General features: G+C 56.7%; 28 protein-coding genes and 2 pseudogenes. 17 read left to right on the forward strand and 13 right to left on the reverse strand.

Going from position 1 to position 24,814, the window contains the following annotated elements; genetic code table 11:
* The first annotated feature begins 104 nt into the window (after positions 1 to 104).
* The 5 genes from PGX04_RS10585 (at position 105) to PGX04_RS10605 (ending at position 8,689) form a co-directional block, all read left to right on the forward strand.
* Positions 105 to 1,586 carry a hypothetical protein gene (locus PGX04_RS10585; protein ID WP_273738459.1) on the forward strand — a complete coding sequence of 494 codons (1,482 nt, stop codon included), beginning with the start codon at positions 105 to 107 and terminating at the stop codon, positions 1,584 to 1,586.
* 93 nt (positions 1,587 to 1,679) lie between these two features.
* On the forward strand, positions 1,680 to 2,267 hold the full coding sequence (locus PGX04_RS10590) for a hypothetical protein (RefSeq protein ID WP_273738460.1): 588 nt from the start codon (positions 1,680 to 1,682) through the stop codon (positions 2,265 to 2,267).
* A gap of 3 nt (positions 2,268 to 2,270) precedes the next feature.
* Positions 2,271 to 3,437: a hypothetical protein gene (locus PGX04_RS10595; protein ID WP_273738461.1), complete on the forward strand. Its 1,167-nt coding sequence runs from the start codon at positions 2,271 to 2,273 to the stop codon at positions 3,435 to 3,437.
* Positions 3,438 to 3,587: 150 nt separating this feature from the next.
* Complete coding sequence (locus PGX04_RS10600) at positions 3,588 to 5,939, forward strand: fibronectin type III domain-containing protein (RefSeq protein ID WP_273738462.1); 2,352 nt, start codon at positions 3,588 to 3,590, stop codon at positions 5,937 to 5,939.
* Positions 5,939 to 8,689 carry a fibronectin type III domain-containing protein gene (locus PGX04_RS10605; protein WP_273738463.1) on the forward strand — a complete coding sequence of 917 codons (2,751 nt, stop codon included), beginning with the start codon at positions 5,939 to 5,941 and terminating at the stop codon, positions 8,687 to 8,689. The genes PGX04_RS10600 and PGX04_RS10605 overlap by 1 nt, the downstream gene beginning before the upstream one ends.
* A 456-nt stretch (positions 8,690 to 9,145) precedes the next feature.
* Here the strand turns inward: PGX04_RS10605 and PGX04_RS10610 are convergent, their stop codons facing one another.
* The 4 genes from PGX04_RS10610 to PGX04_RS10625 all read right to left on the reverse strand — a co-directional run bounded on the left by PGX04_RS10610 (position 9,146) and on the right by PGX04_RS10625 (position 14,405).
* Entirely contained in the window at positions 9,146 to 9,781 is a 636-nt protein-coding gene (locus PGX04_RS10610) for a hypothetical protein (protein ID WP_273738464.1), read from the reverse strand.
* Positions 9,782 to 9,919: 138 nt separating this feature from the next.
* The gene (locus tag PGX04_RS10615; protein ID WP_273738465.1) at positions 9,920 to 12,334 is read right to left on the reverse strand and encodes a BGTF surface domain-containing protein; all 2,415 of its coding nucleotides are present in this window, start codon (positions 12,332 to 12,334) and stop codon (positions 9,920 to 9,922) included.
* A gap of 1,150 nt (positions 12,335 to 13,484) precedes the next feature.
* Complete coding sequence (locus PGX04_RS10620) at positions 13,485 to 13,664, reverse strand: hypothetical protein (protein WP_273738549.1); 180 nt, start codon at positions 13,662 to 13,664, stop codon at positions 13,485 to 13,487.
* A 408-nt stretch (positions 13,665 to 14,072) separates the two neighbouring features.
* Positions 14,073 to 14,405: a DUF7344 domain-containing protein gene (locus tag PGX04_RS10625; RefSeq protein ID WP_273738466.1), complete on the reverse strand. Its 333-nt coding sequence runs from the start codon at positions 14,403 to 14,405 to the stop codon at positions 14,073 to 14,075.
* A gap of 125 nt (positions 14,406 to 14,530) precedes the next feature.
* Here PGX04_RS10625 and ddfA point away from each other — a divergent pair, with 125 nt between their 5' ends.
* The gene (ddfA, locus tag PGX04_RS10630; RefSeq protein WP_273738467.1) at positions 14,531 to 14,794 is read left to right on the forward strand and encodes a DdfA family disk-determining factor; all 264 of its coding nucleotides are present in this window, start codon (positions 14,531 to 14,533) and stop codon (positions 14,792 to 14,794) included.
* A gap of 57 nt (positions 14,795 to 14,851) precedes the next feature.
* Complete coding sequence (locus PGX04_RS10635; RefSeq protein ID WP_273738468.1) at positions 14,852 to 15,040, forward strand: hypothetical protein; 189 nt, start codon at positions 14,852 to 14,854, stop codon at positions 15,038 to 15,040.
* Between the two features lie 140 nt (positions 15,041 to 15,180).
* On the opposite strand, the gene PGX04_RS10640 is transcribed toward PGX04_RS10635, so the two are convergent.
* Positions 15,181 to 15,474: a hypothetical protein gene (locus PGX04_RS10640; protein WP_273738551.1), complete on the reverse strand. Its 294-nt coding sequence runs from the start codon at positions 15,472 to 15,474 to the stop codon at positions 15,181 to 15,183.
* On the opposite strand from PGX04_RS10640, the pseudogene PGX04_RS10645 reads away from it, so the two are divergent.
* Positions 15,469 to 15,661: pseudogene (locus PGX04_RS10645) on the forward strand (IS6 family transposase); the annotation flags it as partial. The gene PGX04_RS10640 and the pseudogene PGX04_RS10645 overlap by 6 nt on opposite strands.
* Before the next feature lie 115 nt (positions 15,662 to 15,776).
* Here the strand turns inward: PGX04_RS10645 and PGX04_RS10650 are convergent.
* On the reverse strand, positions 15,777 to 16,583 hold the full coding sequence (locus PGX04_RS10650; RefSeq protein WP_273738469.1) for an SDR family NAD(P)-dependent oxidoreductase: 807 nt from the start codon (positions 16,581 to 16,583) through the stop codon (positions 15,777 to 15,779).
* A gap of 149 nt (positions 16,584 to 16,732) precedes the next feature.
* Here PGX04_RS10650 and PGX04_RS10655 point away from each other — a divergent pair.
* Positions 16,733 to 16,876 (forward strand): annotated as a pseudogene (locus PGX04_RS10655) (integrase core domain-containing protein); the annotation flags it as partial.
* A gap of 432 nt (positions 16,877 to 17,308) precedes the next feature.
* On the opposite strand, the gene PGX04_RS10660 reads toward PGX04_RS10655, so the two are convergent.
* The 3 genes from PGX04_RS10660 to PGX04_RS10670 are packed head-to-tail and all read right to left on the reverse strand — an operon-like array spanning position 17,309 to position 18,018.
* The gene (locus PGX04_RS10660) at positions 17,309 to 17,566 is read right to left on the reverse strand and encodes a hypothetical protein (RefSeq protein ID WP_273738470.1); all 258 of its coding nucleotides are present in this window, start codon (positions 17,564 to 17,566) and stop codon (positions 17,309 to 17,311) included.
* Complete coding sequence (locus PGX04_RS10665; RefSeq protein ID WP_273738471.1) at positions 17,544 to 17,747, reverse strand: hypothetical protein; 204 nt, start codon at positions 17,745 to 17,747, stop codon at positions 17,544 to 17,546. The genes PGX04_RS10660 and PGX04_RS10665 overlap by 23 nt, the downstream gene beginning before the upstream one ends.
* Entirely contained in the window at positions 17,740 to 18,018 is a 279-nt protein-coding gene (locus PGX04_RS10670; RefSeq protein WP_273738472.1) for a helix-turn-helix transcriptional regulator, read from the reverse strand. Before PGX04_RS10670 ends, PGX04_RS10665 begins: the two co-directional genes overlap by 8 nt.
* Positions 18,019 to 18,199: 181 nt before the next feature.
* Between PGX04_RS10670 and PGX04_RS10675 the strand changes: the two genes are divergently transcribed.
* The 4 genes from PGX04_RS10675 (at position 18,200) to PGX04_RS10690 (ending at position 19,367) form a co-directional block, all read left to right on the forward strand.
* Positions 18,200 to 18,397, forward strand: a complete 198-nt coding sequence (locus PGX04_RS10675; protein WP_273738473.1) for a hypothetical protein — start codon at positions 18,200 to 18,202, stop codon at positions 18,395 to 18,397.
* Entirely contained in the window at positions 18,394 to 18,639 is a 246-nt protein-coding gene (locus tag PGX04_RS10680; RefSeq protein WP_273738474.1) for a hypothetical protein, read from the forward strand. Before PGX04_RS10675 ends, PGX04_RS10680 begins: the two co-directional genes overlap by 4 nt.
* The gene (locus tag PGX04_RS10685; RefSeq protein WP_273738475.1) at positions 18,639 to 19,055 is read left to right on the forward strand and encodes a hypothetical protein; all 417 of its coding nucleotides are present in this window, start codon (positions 18,639 to 18,641) and stop codon (positions 19,053 to 19,055) included. Before PGX04_RS10680 ends, PGX04_RS10685 begins: the two co-directional genes overlap by 1 nt.
* 111 nt (positions 19,056 to 19,166) lie before the next feature.
* The gene (locus PGX04_RS10690; protein WP_273738476.1) at positions 19,167 to 19,367 is read left to right on the forward strand and encodes a hypothetical protein; all 201 of its coding nucleotides are present in this window, start codon (positions 19,167 to 19,169) and stop codon (positions 19,365 to 19,367) included.
* A 236-nt stretch (positions 19,368 to 19,603) separates the two neighbouring features.
* Here the strand turns inward: PGX04_RS10690 and PGX04_RS10695 are convergent, their stop codons facing one another.
* The 3 genes from PGX04_RS10695 to PGX04_RS10705 all read right to left on the reverse strand — a co-directional run bounded on the left by PGX04_RS10695 (position 19,604) and on the right by PGX04_RS10705 (position 20,715).
* Positions 19,604 to 19,993, reverse strand: a complete 390-nt coding sequence (locus tag PGX04_RS10695; protein WP_273738477.1) for a type II toxin-antitoxin system VapC family toxin — start codon at positions 19,991 to 19,993, stop codon at positions 19,604 to 19,606.
* Entirely contained in the window at positions 19,990 to 20,127 is a 138-nt protein-coding gene (locus PGX04_RS10700; RefSeq protein WP_273738478.1) for a hypothetical protein, read from the reverse strand. The genes PGX04_RS10695 and PGX04_RS10700 overlap by 4 nt, the downstream gene beginning before the upstream one ends.
* A gap of 201 nt (positions 20,128 to 20,328) precedes the next feature.
* Positions 20,329 to 20,715 carry a MaoC family dehydratase gene (locus tag PGX04_RS10705; RefSeq protein ID WP_273738479.1) on the reverse strand — a complete coding sequence of 129 codons (387 nt, stop codon included), beginning with the start codon at positions 20,713 to 20,715 and terminating at the stop codon, positions 20,329 to 20,331.
* Between the two features lie 346 nt (positions 20,716 to 21,061).
* Here PGX04_RS10705 and PGX04_RS10710 point away from each other — a divergent pair, with 346 nt between their 5' ends.
* The gene (locus PGX04_RS10710; protein WP_273738480.1) at positions 21,062 to 22,132 is read left to right on the forward strand and encodes a Cdc6/Cdc18 family protein; all 1,071 of its coding nucleotides are present in this window, start codon (positions 21,062 to 21,064) and stop codon (positions 22,130 to 22,132) included.
* A 118-nt stretch (positions 22,133 to 22,250) separates the two neighbouring features.
* Here PGX04_RS10710 and PGX04_RS10715 read toward each other — a convergent pair whose 3' ends face one another.
* Positions 22,251 to 22,604 carry a four-helix bundle copper-binding protein gene (locus PGX04_RS10715; RefSeq protein WP_273738481.1) on the reverse strand — a complete coding sequence of 118 codons (354 nt, stop codon included), beginning with the start codon at positions 22,602 to 22,604 and terminating at the stop codon, positions 22,251 to 22,253.
* A gap of 88 nt (positions 22,605 to 22,692) precedes the next feature.
* Here PGX04_RS10715 and PGX04_RS10720 point away from each other — a divergent pair, with 88 nt between their 5' ends.
* From PGX04_RS10720 to PGX04_RS10730, 3 genes are all read left to right on the forward strand, one after another.
* Positions 22,693 to 22,815 carry a hypothetical protein gene (locus tag PGX04_RS10720; protein WP_273738482.1) on the forward strand — a complete coding sequence of 41 codons (123 nt, stop codon included), beginning with the start codon at positions 22,693 to 22,695 and terminating at the stop codon, positions 22,813 to 22,815.
* Between the two features lie 141 nt (positions 22,816 to 22,956).
* Positions 22,957 to 23,385, forward strand: coding sequence for an ester cyclase (locus tag PGX04_RS10725; protein WP_273738483.1), 429 nt, complete (start codon positions 22,957 to 22,959; stop codon positions 23,383 to 23,385).
* Positions 23,386 to 23,876: 491 nt separating this feature from the next.
* A complete protein-coding gene (locus tag PGX04_RS10730) occupies positions 23,877 to 24,680 on the forward strand; it encodes an alpha/beta fold hydrolase (RefSeq protein WP_273738484.1) in 804 nt (267 codons plus the stop codon).
* Positions 24,681 to 24,814: the final 134 nt, after the last annotated feature.

Consider the following 24,814-nt stretch of genomic DNA (forward strand, 5'->3'; position numbering starts at 1 on the left):
GCCCGAAGACATCGCCGACTACGCGTGGCGCGATCTCGAGGCGTTCATGATTGTCCTCCCGTACACTAATCAGGCCCAGTCCGGGGGTATCCCCTTCTAAGAACATGTCCGACTTTGCAACTTCAGCGGCACTCGACGTCACAGTCTCACCGGATAGCCTGCGCAAGGCTCGTGGAACGATCGAGGACGAACTCGGTGGCGTCGAGGTAGAGGTCGGGGTCTCGACGACTGGCAGCCGCTCTGGCGGCGGTGGTCGAATGGCCGGCCGCGAGCGGGCGATGGGCCGGCAGCTCGACACGACGCGGAACGACCACCTCGCCGGAATCGACGGCCACTGGACCGAGAACCTCGATCTCAACCGCGAGCGTAACGACCTGCTCCGCCAACTCGCCGACATCACCGAAAAAGACGCTCAAACGGCTCGCAGCGCCGGTGGAGGTGGGTTGTCCGGCGGGGTGCTCGGCCTCGCGATCGGTGGCGTCGGCCTCGGGTCAATGCTGCTCTCAGGCCTGGGTTCGAGTATCAGCGACGCCATCGGCAAGCTCGACCCTCGAGACTGGAACATCCCCAGCCCGGTCCCAGATGACTGGGAAATGCCATCGCCCGTTCCGACGGACTGGCAGATCCCCGATCTGGTTCCTGACGACTGGAAGATGCCGTCTCCGGTACCGGATAACTGGAGCATGCCGTCCCCGGTACCGGATAACTGGAACATGCCCTCTCCAGTCCCAGACGACTGGAACATGCCGTCACCAGTCCCTGAAAGTTGGAATATGCCCTCGCCAGTGCCAGACGACTGGGAAATACCGTCTCCGGTGCCGGATGACTGGGGTATTCCTGATATCACGATCGACAAACCTGACTGGATTCCGATTCCGACCGGGTCGCCTGTTGGAACTGGTAGTCCGTCTGGAGATGGCTCTCCGAGCGGCAACGGTGGGGGGCTGGGCCCTTGGATCGCTGGGGCTGCTGCAGGGGCATATGCTGCAGGCCAGCAGTTTGTGAAATTTGGTGGAAAAGCAGCCGGACCGAAGGCTGCTTCTGCAACAACTCCAGCGATGGACGCGGCAGCGCTTCCTGATGAGATGTTCCCGGACGGAGAGAACCCGTGGAAAGATCAGTCGATGCTCGAACGATTTCGGGGAGCATACGGCATTTTCCCCGGCGGGAATTTAAACAACCCTCCAGAGAAGCGTCCTGCTGACGATCCAAACCAGTGGAAGACGTCGCCGACCAATGTGCGTCCAAGCCCCGGAACTATTGATCTGGACAATTACGATATCGAAACCCAATCCCAAAGCGATAGTGGTGGAGGGGGATCTAATGGAGGCGACAGCGGGGGCACAAGCATCTTCAACCAGATGCTTGCTGAGGCCTATCGACAAGGGGCTAAAGCCAAACAGCAGCAGGCAACGTCCAGTAGCCAGGAGTCCGGCACAGATCAAAGTGGCCGCAACGTCACTGCTGAACAGACGAATAGCTTCGAGATCAACGCAGATACATCCGATCTCGAGCGCGAGGTTCAGAAACGATTCAAAGAGGTAGAGGAGGAACTGGAGAAGCTATCAAGGGCGCTTAACCCATAACTCCGAAAGGGAATTGTAGGCAACTGCCTACCGTCGGTGGCGTCATGTTCTCGATATCCAACTATTCGCACATAAGAATTCGGCCATTTCACCATGTCAGAATCATTCACACTCACAATTCCGGCAGACTTCGGAAACAGTACCGTAGAGGGGGTGTTCGAAGCGTTCGTCAATCCTCAAGATGATGACGAAGTCCGAACGGGCTATCTCCTCGACAGCGGACTCGACCAAGCACTTGCGATCCTCCGGGGTCTTCTCGAGGATGGCGAGCCCGATCGCAAGGGCATCCACCTCGATCTCGGTGGAGGAACTCACGCGATCGGACTCCGGGCGGACGTGAACTCGGAAGCAACGGAAGATGAAAATGGAAACGTCTTGCAGTGGGGCTCGTCCAACGATCCGACCCAGTTCAGCGCGACGACGGCCACTGGAGGAACGGCCCTCCAGAAAACTCAGATTTTTCAGCACTATACACGCGTCGCTGGGGCAGACTCATTGACGCCAGCGACGCTGGAGTACGGCGAATACTCTACTGACGGCGTCCTCGAGCCGCTGGATGTCGTTTTCGAGCAGCCGAAGTTCGAACGCAAAAGTGCGGATACGTACCAGTTTACGGGAACATTCGTCGAGACGGTTGACCTCAACCGATCGCTCGACGGCAGCAAGCAGACCGAGGCATGACCGATGCCAGACCTACAACTCTATACACTCATCGTCGCGAGCGCCTCGCAGTCCGAACTCGGAAACCGACAGCGCCAGCAGTTGGCGCAGTCCGGTATCCTCAATCAAGATGGTGGGGTCGCAGAACAGCTCTCGAGTAATCCAGCCGACCAGACGCTCGACGGCGTCTACCGCGGTCGATATGCGGAGAAGATGGCGACGGAGATTGAAGAACTCTCGTCAGCATCTGGGTTCGAGGCTGTCCCACTGGCCGGTGTCGATGGAGCAACGCCAGCTGACGGCTACTACGTCGTCGAAGAGGAAGATATCGGACCGGCAGAGGCACAGACAGGCAAGGCCCAGCGCTACGAACTTTCACTCTCCAAGAAAGGCACTCGAAACGACAACTGGAGAGCTCTCGAGACGACGCCAGGCCAACTGGACCGCGACGCGTGGGGTGCCGACCTCACGGCCCACGTCGGCGTCCCATCGGCCGCCAGCAAGGTCCAGTGGTTCAACGCCGATGGGGACGGCACTCGAGTTCCGGCATCGCTCGTCGAGACCCGCAGCGCCGAGCTCGGCGACATCGACATCTACGATCTCGAGGACGCCCCCTGGTATGCACCCCCGCCGTTCAAAGAGGAACCGCCGACGTTGCTCTACGAGATCCCCTACACAGCTGAGGAGAACGTCGACGTCCGCGTCTACGACACGCTCGGCCAGGCCAGCAAGAAGGACGGAAACGGAGATCTCCAGTGGCAGAAGCTGTTCTCGACCCAGCACGACTTCGATCACGAGCTCGTCATCGACACCGGGCTCCTTCGACTCCGTCTCGACGAGGCCGCCGGCACGATCGAGGCCGAGACCTGGGATTCGGGCACCGGCGCCTGGACGACGGTCGGCCTCGAGGCAGATCAGCCGTCGACGGTCACGCTGTTCGACATCGATCTCGAGACGGTCGCGATGGCTCGGGTTCGAGCCCAGCTGACCTTCGACATCGGCGGCACCCTGTTCGCGCTCAACGCGATCGTCGCTCGAGGTGCCGAGGACGTCCTGTTCGGGCTGCCCGAAAACGAGACGGGGCCGGTCGACGCGGATCTCGAGAACTGGCTCTCGCCGATCGCGTCGACGAGCATCGTCGATCCGCAGGCCGAGAAAACGCTGACGGCGCGAAAAGAGGTGCGCCTGTAGATGGGGACAACGACAACAACGTATACAACCGTCGGGCAGCATTCGTGGACGGCTCCGGCCGGAGCGTATCAGATTGAAGTCGAAGCCGGGGGCGCAGCCGGATCAGTCGGACAGGGCGGGTATGAAACATCCGCCGGTGGCGATGGTGATGTGACGAAAGGACAGCTATCGATCACTAACGGCGATCAGTTTGATATCTACGTCGGGGACGCTGGATCCGTCGGAAGTGGTGGATTCAATGGCGGCGGCGGAGCGGAAGATCTCTCGGGAAGTACGTATGACACACCCCCCATAGGCGGCGGTGGCGGTGGGGCCTCCGACATCCGCCCAGCCGGCGCAACGATCAGCAATGCGTTGATCGTTGGCCCCGGAGGCGGTGGTGGCGCTGGGACTTCACTTTCATACACACAAAACGCCGATACAGCTGTCAGCGTGGGTGCGGTCGGGACAGGCGACTCGAGCAGCGCATCTGTTTCAAGTGGCAATGCGTCAGCGACTACCTCCGGGGCATCGGCTGGCGTTAATGCGGACGGTGTCGGTGGGACCGGTGTATTCCGCGAAGAAAAAGAAGCGTTCGGCAATTGTGCCGGCTCCGCAGGCGGTGGAGGTGGCGGACATGACGGTGGTGGCGGTGGGAACGCAGCCAGCGATGCCGACACAGTCAACGATCAAAACGTCGTCGCAGTCACTGGCGGCGGTGGTGGCTCCGCTCACGTCGACAGCAGTGGGACCGTCCAAACGCCCAGTACAGCAACGAACAGCGGAGATGGCTACGTCGAGGTCACCGTCTACACGCTCGAGGGTGTCACGAACGTCACGGCGACCTACGATGCCGACGATCAGATCACGCTCTCGTGGGACAAAGCAGATACGAACGATAGCCCCGACGATTACGAGATCCAGATCAACCGCGACGGGGCCGGCTGGGTGTCGCCGGCTGGGGGTCCAGCGACAGTCGCCGAAGATGGCTCGAGCAGCTATTCAGCGACCTACACCCCGGAAAGCTCCGCCGGGAGTGCGATCGATTACGATGGCTCTGTCGGCATGGATTCCGCGTTTGAGTTCCGGGTTCGGATGGCGACCGATGACGGAACAACGACCGATTGGGTCTCCAGTGACACCGTCCTCACCACGGCAACTCCGCCGTATGGCCTGAGTGTCACCCGACCAGATGTTGGGACGTTCCGGTTCCATTACACCGTTCAGTCGGATCTCGCTACCAACCTCCGCCTCGAATACCGAGAGGATACAGGGAGTGGCTACGGGGCGTGGACGTGGTTCGACACCGTCTCAGCGTCCGAGAGTCATCTGATCAGTGGGTCACCGGATACGAAAGACAGTGATGTAACGATCGAATATACCGTCGGAACGAGCTATCAGGCGGGGGTGGCACTCCAGCACGATGCTCGCTACCAGTTCCGTGCCGAAACAGATATCCCGTCGAACCCAAACTCGGCGGATGTCTACGCCGATTACGGAAATCGATTCAACGTCTATTTCGACGATGACTTCGCAAGTGGCGATGCCTCGGCGTGGGACGCAACCAGCGGCTCTGCGACGGTCACCGATACGCTGGATTCCGTATTCGTAGCAGGTGATAGTGCCCGAACCCCGGAAACGGGTGGCTTCGCCGTCGAGATGGGCGGTGCTGGCTACGTCGAGAAAAGCCTCGGCGATCTCTCAGGGCAGTCAGATGTCCATGTCCGGGTGACGGTTCAGACGGCCAGCAACGACAACTCGAGCGAACGCGGGGACCTCTGGTGGTACGACGGCTCGACGTGGCAAACCCTCAGACAGTGGGGATGGGAATACGACGGACAAGGCTGGATGGAGTATCACGCTGCCGTCCCAGCCAGCTACCTCGCAATTGATAATCGCATCCGCGTCGGTCGGGATGAGGGCGGTGGCGTTGACTACGTCGCATTCGATCGCGTGATAGTCTCCGACAATCTCCACGAGTATACGAGACCCGCTGCACCAACGGGTCTCACGCTCGAGACGACTGGTGAAGGCGAGATCACGTATTCGTTCACCGATAATATGGCGATTCAGGAGGCCAGCCGTCCGTTTGGGGACCTGTACCTCGACGGCACATTGCAATCGAAAAACGGTGGGACATCGAACACGATCACCGGTCTCACGGATGGGGAGGAGTACATGATCGAACCTCGAGTCGCTCCCATACAACCCCGGTACGGCTCGACAGATGTGTTCTGGAACTCTACGGGGGCGACGAGTACGATCGTCACCATCCTCCCCGCACCGACGAATCTCGCCGTCGACAGCGTCACGATCGACAGCGCGACGATCTCATGGACTGACAACCACGACTACGGCGATACCCGGGTCGAGTTTAAACAGTCCGATGCGGGGTCGTGGACGACGTTCAGCACCCTCGCTCGCAACACCGAGACAGAGACGGTCGCCAACCTTCTCCACGGCGAGCTATACGACACACGGGTCGTCGCACAGACTGAGCACACCACAACGGAGGACAACTGATGCCGACACAATTCACCACGAATCTCCCGGACGTTATGTCGCTCGCCCTCGACGCGAGCAACGCCGAATCACTGATCGCTAACTGGAGCGCCAGTATCAACAACGGCGAGTTCCGGATCGAACTTCGTGATGACAATCCGGACGGCAACCACCCTCCCTACGAGTTCGAGGCGACGGTTCCGTGGGATGAAACGTACCAGCACACTATCCAGAACATCCTCGGCGGCGAGCAGTACAGCGTTCGAATCCGAACGCAGACCGAGCATGTCGACGGCGAGTGGATCGCTGCCGAGGAGCTCACAAAGCTGCGCGCCTCAAGTGACGTGACGTTCGCGAACGTCGCCGAGGCCTCGCTGGACGTTCAGTGGACGATCAATAACGACTTCCGTGGCTCCCATCAGATCTATCGTCGACGTGCCGACTACGAGTACGACGGCGCAGGCTGGGACCTTGTTGGGAGTGCTGCTTCAGACGCAGCGTCGTACGCTGACGGTGGTGTCGCCCCTATTCGACCGTACGAATACTACGTGAGAACTCTCACACAGTGGCAGTACGCCGACAGCACAGTCAGCAGTAGCGTCGAGACCGCTGACGCGGGACTTGTCCAGTCGTCAACAGGCTCGAGCGGCTGGCACATTGAGATCGACCATCCGTCGGGGCAGACGATCACGCCACAGGTCTTGGATGATGCCCGCCTCGAGCCGCGGGTCAATGACCTACCGCGGGCCCGCATCCCAGTTCCGCGGAACGAGGCCTACACGCTCGAAGCCTACGAGGGCGCAGACATGCGGGTGTGGAAGGACGGCGATCGTCAGCCGATCGGTGAGCTCGAAGACGTCGTTCTCGACCCCGGCCAGACGGAACTGGTCGGCATCGGTGGCACGCAACTCCAACGGCGGGTGGATCGCGACGTCGTCCAGGAGGAGGCGCACGTACTCGCCGAGGATCTCATCACGACCGAGACGGACTACATGGCGGTCGTCGACGAGCCTGTGGTTGAGGAGGTGACCGACGCTCTCCTCCAGGCGGCGACGGCAGGCGAGGAGTTCGTGGAGTACTTTGACACCGGCGGACCGGATCCTATCGAACCACGCACCGATGCCCTTGAGCGTACGCAGACAGCCTATCTGTTCGACGCCGGCGAGGGTGGCTTTCCGATGATCAACAACGTTGGTCAGGCGGGTAACGACGAGTTCTCCGGTGGCGATGGCCTGGGGCTCTCGTCCGCCGGCGATTGGATCGAAACTGACAACTTCACTATCGAGCACACGATCGCTGAAAACGAGGTCGGGACTGCAATCCGAGCGATGGACAACGGACAGAACGAGGCCCAACTCGAGATCCAAATCTACGACGCGGGAACTGACGATCTCGTCGGGAGTGTTGCTGTGACTGCCAGCTATGCGACCAGTGGCCCGCTCTGGCATGGTGGCGCGACGAACCGAGGCGGCGATGTCGAGACCTGGACGAGCGGCGATCTCGTCCCTGGTAACTATTACCTCCGTGTCGAGTGCACCCAGTCGGGCGACGAGGTCGAGGTCGACGTGGTCTCGCTGCACGATATGCGCTACTACACCAGCGATAATTTCTCGAGCAACGTCCACGAGGCCAACGGATATCTCGACGAGCCGCATGACTACGAGACGGCGGCGGTCGAGTCGATCGACGCCCAGACCGTCTACTCGGTCCGAACGGGATACCTTGATATGGTCTGGAACGACACGACCGGTAACCAGGCGATCGCGGTCTCGAACGACAGTGGCCGCACGTGGATCGAGGCGGTGAACACGAGTTCGGTGTCGGCCGACTTCGAAGGATCCGGCGCCAACCTCCGGACACGTCTGACTGCCGGCGGCTACTCACCGAATGGTGCGCGTGCGCAGTCGCCCCGCTATGGCTACGAACCCCAGCGGATCGAGAGCTACGAGCTACGGATGGACGGGGACGACACGCCGCTGGTCATCAACGACGCCCGAGACGCCAACATCAGGGACATTCTGACCAACTGGGCGGACCGCTCCGACTCTCTGTGGGAAGTCCGACAAGACGGCGACCAGACAGTCATCCACTGGGCGCAGGCCGGCCAGCGCTCGAGTGACCGCGACCTCTCTCTGTCCTCATACTCCGTGACCAAGCGCGGCGATCGGACGCTGCGCTGTACGGTTAAGGGTGGTGCTCGGACGGCCCGCGAGACTGTCGACGCTGTCCTCGATGACCCCATCGCTCTCGAGAACCAATACGTTGTTTCAGGCAGTGAGGCAGTTCGAGACGCAGATACGGGCGAACGGTACGAGTACCTCAGAGATTATATCATCCAAAAACCCACTGGCACTCTCGAAGTGCTCTCAAACGGAAGCATCGCCGATGGACAGACGCTCGAGGTCGAGTACGACTACAAGGTTTCGGACAGCTATGAGGCCGACGAGTATGATGGTGAGGCACGTTACGATCGCGAAGAAACGATCAACGCGATTACCACCGAGCGCGGCTGCGAGCTCGCCGCAAAGCTAATCGTCGATACGACCTCGACGCCACGGTGGGAGGCCGACGTCGAGATCCCGGCCGGCGACCGCGTCGGTGGACTCCTTGAGGCGCTGGACGTCGACGGGATCGCCGGCGAGGTGATGAGTGTCTACAGCCTCGATGTCACACCGGAGCGGCTCTCGCTCCGGCTGGGGTCGCGATCACGGGTCGAGGAGACGGTCCAGCAGATTCAGTCAACCGTCGACGCGGCGAGCGACCGGGTGTAACGGAGTACGCGACGGCCTTGTATGGTCGACCCCATCACTACACGGTTGTGTGACAAGCAGTGACGATTCTAAGAGAGTTAGAATCGGGACGAAGTTGATAAGCGTGCACCGAACAGATACACTGTCGCGTTTCCCACCGCGCGACAAGGGCGCTCCAATCACGCCTGTCTGACATTACTCTCAGCCTCGCCCGGCGGCGGCCGTTGCCCCCGGCCCTCCGGGCGTTCTGAGGGGTTTCGAGGAGACTATACACTGATTTAGATCGATATCTGCCTGATCTCAAGTTCGCCGACGGTCTCGACGTCGTGGCCAACGGGATGGTTGGTGCTGACTATTACACTGATCTCGAGGAATCGGCCAGCGAGACTGCTAAATGTACACAAACGGATGTAATCTCTCGACCTCACGTTCACTGGCCGTCCAACAGTAATTAGAACTCACATGGTAGAGATAGCGTCAGCTATCGCGTTTTTCAATCGACATCTCTCCCTCATGGGTGATGGGATCACATGCAAACCCGTCGGCAACACGGTAGTACTCGAGGACGTAGCGGACATCTCCTTCCACGGTATCATACCCCTCAAGGTCGGCTGCCGTGATCACCTCGCCAAAGCCGTCGTAGAGCTTTCGAAGCGATGTCCCATCGATACGTACTGATGGCGTTTCGCCGACTGAGTACCGACGCATCGGATAGGCGTCGAAATGGTCGCAGCTGATCACCCACGTCACGTTCTCGTCTGGTCGTACTTCCCGAACAACTGATTCGTATTTCTCCAGCTCACGCTTTCCGAGTGTGTGCAGGATCCAGTCATATACCTCGCGTTCGACGCCGCGCTGGACGACGTTCTTCTTCGAGAAATCGATCCCCTCGAGTTGCGAACGGTTCGTTTCGACGAACACTTCCGCTGCTTGGGGCTCATCGCCCTCGAGATAATAGACGGTCGTGAACCGACCTGCACCGCCACTGTTCGTCAGATCAGTTGACTGCGTGACTTTTATTTGGCGGAGTTCGGCCCGCTCGTCGTAGGATAACCCCCCAACGTTGATTTTCGTCTGGGGGCACTCGGCAAGCTGGTCATAGAGTGAGGTCACAATAGAACGGGCTTGGGGTTTCACAACCGTATTTATTCCGACTCCGCTGTCGGTATCGGGTGCTGTCGCTGATGGGTATAGCGCCCAATAAAAGAAACCGCGGAAGTTAGGGCCGGAGTGATCCGGTAGTTCTACAGCTTAGTTCTGACGGCGGAGTGCCAGCATGGCAGCGCCGAGGAGTGCGACGAGAGCGACGCCGACACCGAAGCCGGGCGTGCCATCGTCGTCGGAGTCGGAGCCGGAGTCATCCGAGCCGGAGTCGCCGGAGCCGGAGTCATCCGAGCCGGAGTCGCCGGAGCCGGAGTCGTCGGAGCCGGAGTCGTCAGAGTTGCCCGGGTCGTCGGACTCGACGACGCTCAGCGCACCTTCGTCGGTGGCGTTACCAGCGTGGGCTTCCCAGCTGATTTCGGAGCCTGCTTCGCTGGTGTTGAAGTCAGTATAGGTGCGAGTGACGTCCTCACCAGCTGCGAGGGTGAGCTGTTCCTGGGTGATAGTCTCGTCGCCAATGTCGACGTGGAAGTCAACAGTACCTTCGGCGTCACCGCTGTTGGTGACGGTCACGACGAGTTCGCCCTCTTCGCCAACCTGAACCTCAGAGGAAGTGAGTTCTCCGTCGATGGAGATGTTTGCCTCAGGTTCGGGTTCAGAAGCGACGATGATGCCGCTGCTCTTAGCCGCATCGCCAATAGAGGGACTGACGCGGACCGTCTTGAGCTCATCACCGGCGGAACGGTCACTGAAGTCGAACGTTGCGGAGATCATACCATCCTCTCCAACGGTGGTCTCCTGCTCGTAGACCTCCGTCTGGAAGCGGACGTAGTAGTCAGCTGTCGTACCAGGCGCGAGGTTAGTCTGCGCGCTGATCTCGGATTCTGCGCTGTTCGAGACCTGCAGACGGTCGTCCTCGTTGAACTCCCCGGTCAGTTCGGTATTGATTGCTTCGACGTCAAAGTCTGTATCGACGGTCTCAACTTCGTCCTCGTCAACGTAGGCGTTTTCGGTGCCGTTAACTTCGAACTCAGCGTTCCACTCTTCTCCAGCGGACAGATCGTAGTCCTCATCACTGACATCTGCGAGGTCAGCAGTGTTGAAGATCACGTAGAACGTTCCATTGTCAGCGTCCTCGTAAATGTGATAGTTGATTCCCTTGTCGTCAAGGTCAGCAAGGGTGAAGGTTTCAGTCGTATCGAACGCACCGGTGCTCTGTCGTTCGTATGTGAGGCTGAGACCTTGGCCACTGTTCAGACCGGAGTCCGCACCCGTAGCCTGAAGTTGGCTGTAGATACCAGTCGCTTCAACCTGTGTGATCAGGTAGTCACCACTTGCGACATAGTCGCGCTCGGTCGCAGATCCAAGGAAGTCTTCAGGATTATCGCTGTCGTAATCGATCTCCGACGGTGCGACATGCGTCGTGATTCCGTCAGTGGATCGGTCGTTGAGGATCAGCAGTGCGCCGTCAGTAACGTCTTCTGCGGGATCGTACTGAGCCTCAAGGTCGTATTCGACTGCTGGCAGCGCCGTCTGTGAGGTTGCCCAGTCGAATTCCGTGTTCGCTGCATCGTAGTCGCTGCTCGAGATTTCCTCACCGTCTCCATCGAGGAGTTTGACGATCTCGCCGTTGTACGTATCGACGACAACAGTCACGTCCTCTTCGTTGACATCGGAAACATTGATGTTTGCGACGTGAGTGCCCTCGTGGGTCAGGTTGAGGTACGCGTTGTTGGTGTTGGTGAGGTCGAGATCGATTTCGACATTGTCACCAGCGACACCTTGGTAGGTGGTCTGACCAAAGTTAACTTCTGAGGAACCCTGTTCCACGACAGTAATCTCGGCAGTATCCGAGGCCGTCGTGTCGGTCACGTCGAACGTGAAGGAATAGTTCCCGGCTTCTTCACTGTCGCCGAAGGTAGTCGCAATATTTTCTTCGGCAGCTTCTCCAGACTGATTGTTGAGGCCAGTGAGAAGGACTGCGTTGTCGTCCGCAGCATCACCAGTGCCAGCGTCAGCGTTATCGAAGATGGCGGCGAGTTCCGAATCGCTGAGGTTTTCTCCCTCATACTCACCAGTGACACTGACCTCAACTGCGTTATCTGCGTCACCAGAGCGGCGTGCGTAGTCACTCACGTCTTCGTATGTGAGGCCAGCATTGCCGCCCTGAACGACAGTATTACTATTGAAACCAGTGCTGATTTCGTGTTCGTTGATCCAGATGGATCCGTTACTGGAACCATCCACCTCAATGTTGTAACGTCCTGCACTGAGGTCACTCGTGTCGAGCATGGCGGAGCCGTCGTTAACACGAAGGCTTTTCACCACGTCGCCACCCTGCGTCAGGTCAGCAGGTGACTGGAGGTTTGTAATATTTACTTGTTGTCCGATCCAGACGTTATCTCCGTTGAGATCGTTTGCATCGATCGTTGCATCTGCGTTTGTCGCCGTCTGTGCTGCCGCCGCACCCGTGAAGGAAACGGTCATGGCAACAACAGAGAGGACCATAAGCGCTGCCAGGACGACTGCACGTCCCTTGTCGCGATAGGTCGTTTCGTTTGTCATTATGTTTTTGTTATTGTCGTGTCTGCGTTAGTTTGCGTGCGATTCAACGGAAGCGACCGTCCACGTGGTATCGACATCTCGCCGCATACCGACGGGCCTCCGGATAGGGGTATTAATATCAACTTACCACTCATGGCATAAGCTTTGTGTCCCCTTACCCCATTTTTCCAACCGATTCAATACCCTCTGAATTTGATGTCCTACGCATGCACACGGCTACTTCCTGAATATAGCATCCACAATCTACAATGTCACTGTCGGTGAAGATAGCATCCACGATATACAATGTCTCTGTCGGAAGAATAATGGTATTCAGCAAAACGATATTAGCATGGGGTTACTCCCCACATAACGTCGCGATCGTGATATGGCGTTTCGCGCTGCCTGGGGAAAGCTACCGGGTAGGGACCGTAGTTTTCTTCTCCCACGGCGCGTTTTCCAACCTCAAAGTGCTAACTCTGTGTCACCCAGGGATCTCTACAGCGTTGACTGGTGCTCTGCATAGAACATCGTGCATCACAGAAACGTCGGCTAGAGGCCAGCGTTGAGCTCCCATCTATTAGGTGATGTATCACTCAGGGGTGGGTCCGACGTCATGATCGACAAGCTGGTTGGCAGTCAGCTGCCAGGCTTGCTCGGCGAGTTCGGGATCCACGTCTTCGTAATAGACATTGAACTCGGTTAGTGCGACGGCGATCAGGAGGTCTTCGCGACGATCGTCGATACCGCGTGCTTCCCCGATTCGATCCTCGAGCGATCAGTTCCGGACGGCAAGTCCTTCATCGATGACTCGAGAGGGGCTCCCAGACCGTGACGATCGATGCGCCAGCAGTGGCGAGTTTCAAGTCGGAGACCTATCCCATTCAGAACTGGCGGCTATCGTTCGCTGGCAACTAGGACGATAGCTGACATGTCGAACTTGATCTCGGTGGGATTTCAAAGGATCAGTAGGACGATTCCAACGCACTTGGAATCGGAGCGAGATTGATATAGGAAAGGACGAACATATTCACTGTCGCGCTCCCACCACGCGACAATCAGCACCAAACCCCACAGATCCAGTTTCCATGCCGCCCGGCGGCCATCCCCCCTGCGCCCATCCGGGCGGCCTTTTGAGGTCTTCTCGAGACGATTAGACACCGAGCGATAGCTATCCGATCTCGAGGGCGTCGACGGCCTCGGCGGGCTCGACGTCGCGATCGACGAGGCGGCTCGCTGCGAGTTGCCAGGCATGCACGGCGAGTTCGGGATCAGCAGCTTCGTAGTGGACAGAAAACTCGGCCAGTGCAATAGCGATCAAGAGGTCTTCGCGATGATCGTCCAGAGAGATCGCCGGCGTTGGCCGCGGCTTCCCGTATAAATTCTCGCATCACAGAAACGCCGGCCAGAGGCCAGCGTTGAGCCCCCATCCAAAGTCAATGGGTATCGACTTGGGTGGGACCGAAATCGGGTCTGACAATATGGCTATTGGCTTCACGTCGGAACGTGATTCGATCTCGGAAGACGAGGGACCGTATGTCTAATGTCGGACGGATTCTGTCTGGCAACGACTGAATCCATGCCCCCTCGCCATCCACCCTTTGGAATTGGTAATCCATCAACTTGTCGGCTATATAACACCATACGAAACCACTACTGCCCATATCCGAGCACAATAATTTGTTGGATGAGGTACTATCGTTCGACAGGGTTCACTCGCATTTCCTTTTCCTGAAACCGAATTGTGTAGCCGCTTGGATTACTGGCCACTTGGCTGTTCTAACACCTTTGCAACCGTGAGCAGCATGTCGAATTTGGTCGGTTCATCGGTGAGTTGTATCGTCTGCTCGTCCTTGTTGTAGTAGATGAACTCGAGCGGCTGCGTTTTTGGCAGGTGTTTGTGGTACAGGGACAGTTCGATGTCTTCCAGATTGCCATCAGATTTCGTTTCCGCCGCATCTGCTTCCATTTCGGCAACCGTCTCCACTACATCGTCTATGTGAACAGGTCCATCCTGCTCTTGAAGATAATACAATGTGTACCGCCGCCGGTCATTACGCAACAGATCTAGCGTCTTATCAACAGAAACCATGTAAGTAAGTAGTACTCGGTCAAGTAAAACCATGATGGTTGTGGAGGAGAGTTAGCCCCAATAGCCATAACTATTGGAAATAAGAAATTCGTCATTTATTAATGCAATCACGTAAAGAACCCGCTATGGGAGGGAATTCGGTTAGGAAAGAAGACATCTGCGTCAGTATCCTTGATAGTGTTGCACAAAAGGATGATACAGATCCTTTAGATCTTCCTCCGTTATACAATAGTATTGATTCTGACGCCCTTGGTGATCTGTTCGCGACGACTACGGATGAGGCAGAGCGATCTGGCCGGATCGAATTCCGATATGCTGGGTATCAGGTCCTCGTCGAATTTGATGAGGAGCCAACGGTCACAGTGGAAGGGATCTCAACACGGAGCTAACGGAAGAGTCGGTCCGGCCCAGATAGCGATAAGAGGGGTCGCGTCTGTTCACTTCATATGCACGAGGAGGAACGGAATCGACGCGTCATTAGATACGAGCTCGGGAAGCGACTCCTGGAGCTCCGTGACGGTGACGTCGAGGCAATGGTTGAGGCGCTCGCCACGCCGTTCGAGGGAAATCTCGTTGCAGACGTGATCGTGGCCGCGAGGCACTGGTCTACCGATCAAACGAGTTCTTCGCGATAGGGGCGACGCTCGATACCTACACCATCAACACCGACGGCACTCAGGCCTACGGCGGACGGCTCGAGAACGATGTCGATCTTGAGGACTGGCTCGAGGAGCATCGCAATGATCTGGACTGGCTGTATCGCGAGTGGCGGTAGTCATCCCTCGATCTCACGCTCTTCAAGAACGTCGACGACGTCCTCCAGATGAAAATGGACACGTCGAAACACGACCCTGTCGCCGTCCGTATAGAGTCGTTCCTGCTCCAGCGTTTTCTCCTCACGATCGTTGTCGACGACGCCGCGCGAGCGGTACGCGTAGGCCTGCATCGTCCCGTCAGAGAAGTGTGTCACCCAGATCGACCACTCGTCACCCAGCGATCGCGAACCGCTGCCTCGAGGCGCTCGAGCGTTTGGTGGGTTGTCTGTACTTACCGCGATTTTCACGGCCAAGTCAACTATACCGATCGAAACCTCATCGAAAAGTGGTTTCACACCCTCAAAATGAGTATTGACCGTCTCCATACTTCGTGGGCGGGCAGTCGGGCGAGCGTCCGCGAGTGGCTTGAACAGTTCGTGCATTAATTACAGCTATCAGAGACCGCGCCAATCTCTCGATAGAAAGGCACCAATCAAGGAGGGACAGAACTGGACAGTGCCGCTGATACCGGTATATCAAGCCAGTTCATTTTTCATCTTACTCTGGTTGCTTGTGGCTGTTAACAAATGCCGAATAGATAAACCACTGTCTATTGTTAGAGTACATCTTGAGTGATTCCACCGTCAACCTTGACCGCCTCCCCAGTAATATTGCGATTTTGGGCGAAAAAGACAGCGAGGCGTCCCATGTCTTCAGGCTTTTGGTCGCGGTGAAGCGGAATGGATCGCTGGATCGTATCCTCATAAGCCTCACCGCTAGCAGGCGTAAGTACATCGCGCCACATTGGCGTGTCAACGATACCGGGGCAAATCGCGTTGACTGTTACGTCATCCTCGGCAAGTTCAAGTGCAAGTGTTTTTGTGAGCGCCATGACGGAGTGTTTTGACGCCGAATAGTGGGCGATTCCTTTAGATCCGATTTCGCCTGCGATTGAGGCAGTGTTGATGATCGTCCCCCCACCCTTGAGATGTGGGATAGCTGCTCGTGCACAGAGGAATACCCCCTTTGCATTGACATCCATAACAGCATCCCACTGGCCCTCATCCATCTCTTCGACGGGCGAATACGAGATGATACCAGCGTTGCTTGCGAGTATATCAAGACTTCCAAGTTCTTCAACCGTTGTCTCAACCATATCCCTGACCTGCTCTGCGTCAGTGACATCACACTCAATAAGCCGCGCCTCCGCTCCCAGGGAATTGAGCTCGTCAGCAAGTTCAAGTGCATGCTCGCGGTTGTCTGGCTTTGTGTCGCTCTCGGCTGCTTCCTCAGAAACACCAAGGTCTACAAGAGCGAGATCACAACCTTCCTTCGCTAGCTCACGTGTGATACCACCACCAATATCGCCTGCTGCACCGGTGACGATAGCAACCAAACTATCTAGATTATGTTCTTCTACCATATGCTGCCTCCAACTAGTCTGGAAATCAACGTTCGGCTTGCGAATAACGGCATTGTTCAGATTAGTTGGTTCCAGCAATATGCGTAGCTCTGGATCCGTGTTTCAGCGGCTGCTGGATTGGTGGCCACCCTCTAATCACGAGCGTATCTAAAATAAGAACCGACCTCTTCCATAATTCATGGGTCGGCAGTCGGTCAAACGTACACATATGAGTTGAACAGTTCGCACATTACTACAATCAGCAAAGACCGCATCAAGTTCTCAACAGAAAAACACCAGTCGAGGCAGTTTAGAACTAAACAGTGCTGATGCCTCCGATCTCCCATTCCCACCCCTTTAGAGGTGCGACCCCTTTCCCTACTCTGTTTTCAAAACGTTCTCACGGAGATGCGCCGGGCCGTTCTTCGTTTTCAGCAGGCCGTGGGGACCGAATCGAGAAATCGATGTTCTCGGCCCCTTCTCGGAGAATCGGCTTCTTGCTCTGTCCACTTGTCTCGAACTCGAGGACGCCTAATAATTCGAGTTCTTTCAGATTTCGATGCACTTAACGGTAGTTACGGCCAATAGCGGCTGCCGCCTGGCGGATGCTCTCTGGGCGTTGAGAGACGATCGCCTCGATGAGCTAAATATTCGACGTGCGCATGAGTCGGTCGACATCGTCCAATTCCTCGAAGTTCAGGACGAAACGCACGTCCTGTTCGATCGTCTCGCCACTCTCGCCGGCGTCATCGGGCTTGTCGTGCTGGTGGGGATTTCGGCCGGTCGACGTAGTGCTGCGAGGCGGTCTCGGTCCGGACGTTTCCCTCGGTGGCCTTCCACGCTTCGAGCTTGTCGACGATCGACTGGAACGACTCTTTGCGCGTGGGCGTGAGGTCGCCCGGATAGGATTCGCGGTTGGCTGGGTCGGTGCAGCCGTGGCCTCGAGGCCAGTCGATGGTTCGCTTGTCAGTGTACTGGGTGCTACTCAGCGTCCACCTCCTCAACTTCCATGAGGATCGCGATTTCGCGAAGCGTGTCTTCGAGATCGTGGGCCACGTCGTCCAGGCCGGCGACTTGGCGCTGGAGTTCGTCGCCCGGCATCTCGAGATCGCCGTAATCCAGATCAGTCCGCGCATTATCGATGTAGTCCGCCGCAGAGCGGAGGTGATCTGCCGGACTACTCATCGCGATCCGCCTCCCCGCGTGGGTCTTCGGCGAATTTGAACTCTCGAGTAGGCTCGTGGATTAGTTCAACGAAGCCTGCAGCCTCGAGCACTTCGAGCCGGTTGTAGACACTATTTCTCGAGAAGTCGGTCTCATCGACGAGACGCCCTTTCGTTGCGATCCCCCACGGCTCGTCTCCACCGCGCCCCTCTTTCAGCACGTCGAGAATGGCACGATCTGTCCGTGTCAGGTCATCCGCATCCATGTCTTGAGGAGACTGTGCAGTCGCCATGTGCATAAGTACCAGTTGTAAGCACTAAGCCATTGTGATGTGGATGGGGCTAATGACTGTGCATTATGCACAATCTTTATGGTACTGGCGAATAGAGTAGTAACTGTGACGCAGGGTGGCCGGGAAAACGGTTCTCGGCCGGGTGCTCTAACACCCGACCTGTGTCCTCGGAAGAAGGACAATGAGTATTCAACCGCGAATCCACGAAACGGTTTCGGACGAACCGACCGACGACCACACCTCCATCGAATTGAACGAGATCGTCGCGCAGACGGTCCCGACCGGCGACGAGCTCCCGGACTTCCAGGAGTTCAACGCCGTGTGCAAGGCGACGAAGGACACGCTCGAGCATGTTATCGAACAGGGAGCAGACCTATGATAGCCGGCAGAGATCCCAACGGCTGCGAACGCTGCGATGCACTCCGACCGCTCGATGCTCGCGGCCTATGTGACTCCTGCGGGAAGGTTGTCGATCGGCGCGAACTCAGGGCCCGAGTCGCGAATGCCCGCGAACAGCAGGCTCAACAAGATCTCGAGCACCAGCGTCAGCTCGCTTGCGAAGCCGATGCGGTCGCCGGCCCAGAGATCCGTGCCGGCGGCGACGGCGGAGGTGAGTGGTGATGCAGGCTCGGAAACGACTCAACGAACTCGCTCACAAGCACGCGAACGCGTTCGACGCGACGATCTGTCACAACAATGTCTACGAGGCAGTCCAGGGCCACCATGACCACGGGCCAGACCTCGAGCGGTACGTTTCGGTCGCCGAAGACGTCTACGAGCTCTCGGCCGACGAGGATCTCGAGGACCGCCGACTGGACGTCTTCGGGGCTGCCGAAGAGATTGACAGTCACATCGATGACGTCGTCGACGAAGTCATCGCGGCCGCACTCGCGGATCTGCTCGAGGTCATCGACGACTGGGATGACGTCCACGACCAGGGCGATATCGACGCCGCGAAACACGAGGCTCGAGACTGGCTCCAGGGACACTCCGAGGCTGCGAAGCGCGCCGGCGTCTGGAAAGAGGTGACCGCGTGATGGCGGCCAGCGGTGACACGGTCGAGATGCGAGTCGAGTTCGAACGGCCGTTGACCGACGAGAAGGTCGCCAAGCGCTGTCGGGCGATCGCCGAGTTCCTGGAGGACGACGATGAGTGACCGGCGGGATAGTTTCGCTGTCCGGTACTCGCCGCCTCGTGGACGGCCCCAGAAGGTCGTCTTCGAGCCGCGATCGAGTGGCGGTTGGGATCGGATTACCTACGAGCGCCGGCGTGGACGCTGGCGGATAACTGGCGAGGAGATCGTCGCGAACGTCGCCCTCGAGACTTCCGACGGCGTCGCGATCGGCTAATAGTCAGGCTGTTTTTCGATGTCGTAAGTTCGCGCCCACTCGGCGTGCTGGCCGAGTGGGTGGCGAAGGGTGCTAATTGCGGCCGATGGGCCCACGCATGCCGATGGGTCCACGGATGTCAACTCAGTACATTGATGGCCGTGGCGGCCGCATAGTGTGACACTATACCACGTCGCTTGAAGGTGTGGGTAACGTTCACGGTTGCCGCAACCGACGACGTCGCGATCGGTAAATAATCAGTCCAGGAACTCTTCTGGCGAGACGGCACCGTTCTCGAGCAGTTCAGAATCGAACGTGACCAGGACACCATCTGTTTCTTCAGCCGTCGAGAGAATAAGGCAGTCCATCGGATACAGTAGCGTCCGCTCTTGGACTGAGTAGGATGTGAGGATATCGTCAGTGTCTGGCCGGTAGACCGTCACCCGATCCCAGAGATTCTCGAGAAGGTTCTCAACCCGGTCCTGATTGAGCCGCTTTTTCTTCGCCAATACGGTTCGGAACTCCATCAGGTTGAATATCGTCGATAGCTCGCGATCTAAATCCAAGAATTTAGTTGCGATATCGCCTCGTTCCGATTCGTTGAGTGTCGCAGCGACGAGAATGTTCGTATCGACGAACAGCTTCATACGTCTTCGCGGATCTCTCGGACGTCCTCTACCGAATCGACGTCGACGTCGACGTCATCGAACGCCTGTGACAGAAGCGTCCCTAATGGGACATCGTCGCCGTCGTCGTTTGGTGGCGAGGTTTCGTCGTCCATATCAGAGGGATTGATGGCTACAGCCATGGTTCTATTGGTAATGTAGCTCCGGTGCGTGGTGGATAAATGTACTGGGAACCTCAACGGCGTTGCGACCAGCGAGTAGCAGTAGTTGGTAATACGGATTCTTTATTCAGAAGTAGACATGAAACTGATACGCCCAATTCGGTAACTACAGATGCGTATGTACCGTTGATCGAGTTACTCGTCTTTCCAAATAATTCCGTTAGTCGCCGAGGTCAACACAGTCTCATTATCCGCGTTCTCACAAACAACGTCTGACGTGAATTCGTAACGGTCATCTCGTTCTTCAACGGTGTCAAACGTTGATTGGCATGTGATTGGTTCGCCGGTGTAGACCGGCTGGTGAAAGTTGAATTCCATCGTACTGGCTAACACTTCGTTGTCGCTACCCAGTTTCGTCGGCAGAGTCGCGGTTAACAATCCCTGTACCATCACCCGTCCGTCTTCATCCGGCTCGGTATGACGGGGTTGGTCGTCACCAGTGAGCTCTGCAAACTGCTGTACATCTTCAACTGTGAACGTTCGCTCAAATGTTCTCGTCTCACCTTCAGTTGGCTGAGTCATCGGATTCAACTTCGAGAATGAAGCTCGTAGTATAACAAGATAACGTTGACGAGATAAACAAGTTGTCTGCATGCAACGCTCTCTTCCGCTATTGACGCACAGTCCGGGAATTGTTCAGCTATATTGAACAAGATGTGCTTCACTTGCACTTATCGCAGGTTCCACGTAATACTCTGAATAAAGAAACCGTGCTACTATCTACTGATAGCGGTTTCAGAATCCGTAACGGAAACGACAAACCGTTCTCCTGACGGTTGTACTGGCGAATCTCCCTGATAACTCCTGTATCGGAACTATCGGAAACCGGGGTCCACCACTTTTGTCGGAGAGGTGAGACTGTCGAGATATGATCGAATCACAATGGGTTTTCGACGACGAGTACCCGACCGACATCCTCCACCGACATGAGGAGAAAAACTCGCTCTCTCGGTTGCTCGAGCCCGCCCAACATGGCCACCGCGCCAACGACACCCTGATCTACGGCCCCAGCGGTGTCGGGAAGACGGCGACCGCTCGCCAGATGCTACGCGATCTCCGTCAGCGGTCCACGGTCAGTTCGGCGCTGATCGAATGCTCGGGCAAGACTGGTAACGGGATCCTCCACGAGGCGATCGAGAAATATCCGAAAGGGACGATGGTCCATCGAAACCAGCCACGGGAGGAACTCGTCGTGATGCTCGAGAAGATCGTCGACGGGCCGTTTATCGTCGTGCTCGACGAGGCCGACGTGATCCCCGACCTGGACGTCCTCGAGGATCTGCTCTCCGTGGACGGCGTCTCGACCATCGCGATCACGCACCAGCACGTCGAGTGGCTCAACCGAATCGATCGCGATCTCCGCTCTCGCTTCCACGGTGACTCTCAGATCGAGTATCGGAAGTACAGTACTGACGAGCTCGTGGATATTCTCGAGCCCCGCGTCGAGCATGGCCTGACTGGGGATCCAACCCAGGACGGGCACCTCGAATGGATCGCTGACGAGACGAACGGCGTTGCTCGGTGGGCGATTAAGTCGGTGATGTCCGCAGCGGAGCTGGCGCTCGAGCGCAACCACGACTACTTCCACGATGAGGATGTCGCGGACGCGTTCGGGCGGGCGAAGCAGAAGATCCGGAAGGACAACCTTCGGAGTCTGCCGCTGCCCCACCAACGGCTGTACGAGATCGTGCGCATGCTCGGGCCGATCTCCGGTGGTGAGATGAAACAGGCCTACTGGAAGCACAAGGGGGAGATCTTCGAGGGACAGGGGCATAATCCGGTCTCGTGGCGGCAGGCGTGGAACTATCTCGACAAAATGGCCGATTACGATTTGGTCAGGATGCCCGGAGACACGAACGCGAAACAGTACGAAGCGACCGACGAAGAGTTAGAAGCGCCCGTCGAGTTCGAACCGCGAGAGGGTGCAAAACTGGATTGATCTGTTCGGTTAGCTCATATTATTCGAAGGTTCTTATCTTCGGAACAATTACACACTACAGGTGCGGACTAGCATCTCGTAAAAATAGAAATCCGTCTGGATGGGATTGAGGGGAGTACTACGCCGAGGCCATATCTCGACAGGAATCGGCGCACTCACGAAGTACGTCGGCGCAGACCTGGCAGTGTTCCTCGTCATGCTGTTCGCACTCGTCTGCGCACTCCTCGCAGGCCTCGGCACACGTCTCCGCGAGATCACTGCTGTAGCTGGAATTGCGGGCCATAAAACGAGCGTGCATCGTCGTGAGGTCGGCGACATCCCGACAGAGGCGAAGACATTTGGCCATCTCCTCGCCTTCACCAGCGCATTCATCAGCGCACCATTCGCACGCTTGGGCGGCTTCGAAACAGTTGTCGATGCATTCCGCCATTCGGTCGTTCTCACCAACGTGGTCAATTTGAGTTACTGCCATCACTCATCGTTGCACCAACCTACAGCGTAAAATGGGGGCTGGAATACGCAACCGTTCAGTGAATACCCTGTACTGGACGGCGACTAAGATGGCTGACTACGATTTGGTCAGGATGCCCGGAGACATGAACGCGACACAGTACGAAGCGATCGACAAAGAGTTAGAAGCGCCTGTCGAGTTCGATCTGCGAGAGACTACAGAAGTGAATTGATCTGTTCGGTTAAATCAGATTATTCGAAGCATCCTACCTTCGGAACTACTGCACACTACAGCTGCCTATTGACCGAGAACTCGCTGCGATATGTGTGTTATTGAGAGATTTGTTTATCGCCGCTCAGAGCATATACTGAGCATGACAAACGACGAATCAGATCCGAAGGAAGTCGCTCGCCGCTACGTTGAGGTGGTATGGAACGAAGGGGACATCGAAGAGATGGACGAGATCCTCACCAAGGATCAGGTGTACCACGACCCGACCGGTGATGGAGAAGAACCACTTTCAGAGTTCAAGGAATTCATCCGAGGATATCACCAGGCATTTCCGGATCTCACCTTCTCCGTAGACCGATATATCGCAGAGGGTAACCTAGTCTCGTTCTGGGGACGGGCGACGGGAACCCACAAAGGCTCATTCATGGACATCAAACCGACTGGTAACCGCATAGATATAATGGGAATCAACGTCGTCCGCGTCAATGACGGGAAAGTCGCCGAACGGTGGGCAAACTTCGATATCTTTGGCATGCTCCAGCAGCTCGGGCACGATCCACTGTCCGTATAGAGAATCATGATATCTCCTTCGACTGTATTGAATGTGAGTTTCACGAGCGGTTCTGAATAAAGGAATCGTGCTACTATCCACTGTTAGAAGGCCGACCCGCTGGCCGACCGTGACGAACGCCTTGAGCGCGCCGGTATCGTATTATCCTGTGGACAAGAGTGTCATAGAAAAGTTCCCATTCCTCTCTGTGACTACCCGACAAACGGTAAGTACAGGCGAAGGCGTTACCGGAGCGGCTACCCACATCTCGGCTGAATATCAGAAAGGACCTACTGAATAAGGCCCAGAGAATCTATGCAGCAAAAATAGACTTTCTGTCAAATACATCTCTAAGCAGAAGCGGGACGATCCGGCGGTTTTCTACTTAATTTTCAAGTTTATACCGAACTCATACATAGAAGAGAATTCTTTCTCTGTAGAAAACAATCAAATAGTCAAGAGAGTTGGTTAGGTGTTTATATGCTCTCATGTGGGACTGAACCTTGGTCAATATGGCCCGAATAGACGTTGGAGAAGGTGTAGAACTGTTCGTTCAGGACTGGGGATCAGGTAATCCGCTTGTGTTTATTCATGGGTGGCCACTGAGCCACAGGATGTTCGAATATCAGTACATCCAACTCCCGAGGGAGGGCGTACGGTGTATCGGTATCGATCTCCGTGGCTACGGACAGTCCAGTAAACCCTGGAGTGAATACGATTTCGACATGTTCGCTGACGATCTCAAGACGGTTCTCGATGAACTTGATGTCGATGACGTAACACTCGCGGGTTTTTCGATGGGTGGGGGAGTCGTCACTCGGTATATGAGTCGGCATAACGAAGAACACGTGTCAAAACTGGCGCTGCTTGGTGCTGCGAGCCCTGTTTTGACCGAGAAATCCGACTTTCCGGAAGGCGTCGATGAAGCCGCGTTCATGGACCTTGCCGAGGGATGCTATGAGGACCGGGCGAAAGTAAGCAGTGACTTCGGTGATTCGTTGTTTCACTCCGACCCGAGTCCCGAGCTGAAAGATTGGCTCTGGAACATGAGCATGGAATCGTCGCCGCAGGCCATGGCTGACTCGATCGAAGCGGTCGCGGAGATGGATCTTCGTTCCGACCTCGCAGACATCTCTGTTCCGACGCTCATCTGTCACGGTGTCCACGATCAGGCCTGTCCGTTCGAGCTGACGGCGGAGAAGCTCCACGACGGAATCGAAAACACGGAGCTCGTTCCCTTCGAGGAGAGTAGTCATGCACTCTTCTACGAGGAAAAAGAAAAACTCAACCAAGAACTGACCGAATTCTGCAAATAGCTCTAAATAAACGATGGAGCCGACAGAATCAGCCTCGTCATATTTTATCACCAACGTAAACCTACCAATCCACCGGAAACAGGGTTGTGAGAGATACGCGCCCTGCATTCAATACGATTCTTATAATATACTCG

The organism is Natrinema soli (genome assembly GCF_028618695.1).

Coding starts and splice junctions, on each gene's coding strand:
- PGX04_RS10625 (WP_273738466.1), bottom strand. CDS start 14,405: ATGGTTTCTGTTGATAAGACGCTAGATCTGTTGCGTAATGACCGGCGG.
- PGX04_RS10685 (WP_273738475.1), top strand. CDS start 18,639: ATGCAGGCTCGGAAACGACTCAACGAACTCGCTCACAAGCACGCGAAC.
- PGX04_RS10615 (WP_273738465.1), bottom strand. CDS start 12,334: ATGACAAACGAAACGACCTATCGCGACAAGGGACGTGCAGTCGTCCTG.
- PGX04_RS10585 (WP_273738459.1), top strand. CDS start 105: ATGTCCGACTTTGCAACTTCAGCGGCACTCGACGTCACAGTCTCACCG.
- PGX04_RS10730 (WP_273738484.1), top strand. CDS start 23,877: ATGGCCCGAATAGACGTTGGAGAAGGTGTAGAACTGTTCGTTCAGGAC.
- PGX04_RS10595 (WP_273738461.1), top strand. CDS start 2,271: ATGCCAGACCTACAACTCTATACACTCATCGTCGCGAGCGCCTCGCAG.
- PGX04_RS10590 (WP_273738460.1), top strand. CDS start 1,680: ATGTCAGAATCATTCACACTCACAATTCCGGCAGACTTCGGAAACAGT.
- PGX04_RS10695 (WP_273738477.1), bottom strand. CDS start 19,993: ATGAAGCTGTTCGTCGATACGAACATTCTCGTCGCTGCGACACTCAAC.
- PGX04_RS10635 (WP_273738468.1), top strand. CDS start 14,852: ATGCACGAGGAGGAACGGAATCGACGCGTCATTAGATACGAGCTCGGG.
- PGX04_RS10720 (WP_273738482.1), top strand. CDS start 22,693: ATGGCTGACTACGATTTGGTCAGGATGCCCGGAGACATGAACGCGACA.
- PGX04_RS10605 (WP_273738463.1), top strand. CDS start 5,939: ATGCCGACACAATTCACCACGAATCTCCCGGACGTTATGTCGCTCGCC.
- PGX04_RS10680 (WP_273738474.1), top strand. CDS start 18,394: ATGATAGCCGGCAGAGATCCCAACGGCTGCGAACGCTGCGATGCACTC.
- PGX04_RS10690 (WP_273738476.1), top strand. CDS start 19,167: ATGAGTGACCGGCGGGATAGTTTCGCTGTCCGGTACTCGCCGCCTCGT.
- PGX04_RS10700 (WP_273738478.1), bottom strand. CDS start 20,127: ATGGACGACGAAACCTCGCCACCAAACGACGACGGCGACGATGTCCCA.
- PGX04_RS10705 (WP_273738479.1), bottom strand. CDS start 20,715: ATGACTCAGCCAACTGAAGGTGAGACGAGAACATTTGAGCGAACGTTC.
- PGX04_RS10715 (WP_273738481.1), bottom strand. CDS start 22,604: ATGGCAGTAACTCAAATTGACCACGTTGGTGAGAACGACCGAATGGCG.
- PGX04_RS10665 (WP_273738471.1), bottom strand. CDS start 17,747: ATGAGTAGTCCGGCAGATCACCTCCGCTCTGCGGCGGACTACATCGAT.
- ddfA (WP_273738467.1), top strand. CDS start 14,531: ATGGGAGGGAATTCGGTTAGGAAAGAAGACATCTGCGTCAGTATCCTT.
- PGX04_RS10650 (WP_273738469.1), bottom strand. CDS start 16,583: ATGGTAGAAGAACATAATCTAGATAGTTTGGTTGCTATCGTCACCGGT.
- PGX04_RS10710 (WP_273738480.1), top strand. CDS start 21,062: ATGATCGAATCACAATGGGTTTTCGACGACGAGTACCCGACCGACATC.
- PGX04_RS10670 (WP_273738472.1), bottom strand. CDS start 18,018: ATGGCGACTGCACAGTCTCCTCAAGACATGGATGCGGATGACCTGACA.
- PGX04_RS10725 (WP_273738483.1), top strand. CDS start 22,957: ATGACAAACGACGAATCAGATCCGAAGGAAGTCGCTCGCCGCTACGTT.
- PGX04_RS10675 (WP_273738473.1), top strand. CDS start 18,200: ATGAGTATTCAACCGCGAATCCACGAAACGGTTTCGGACGAACCGACC.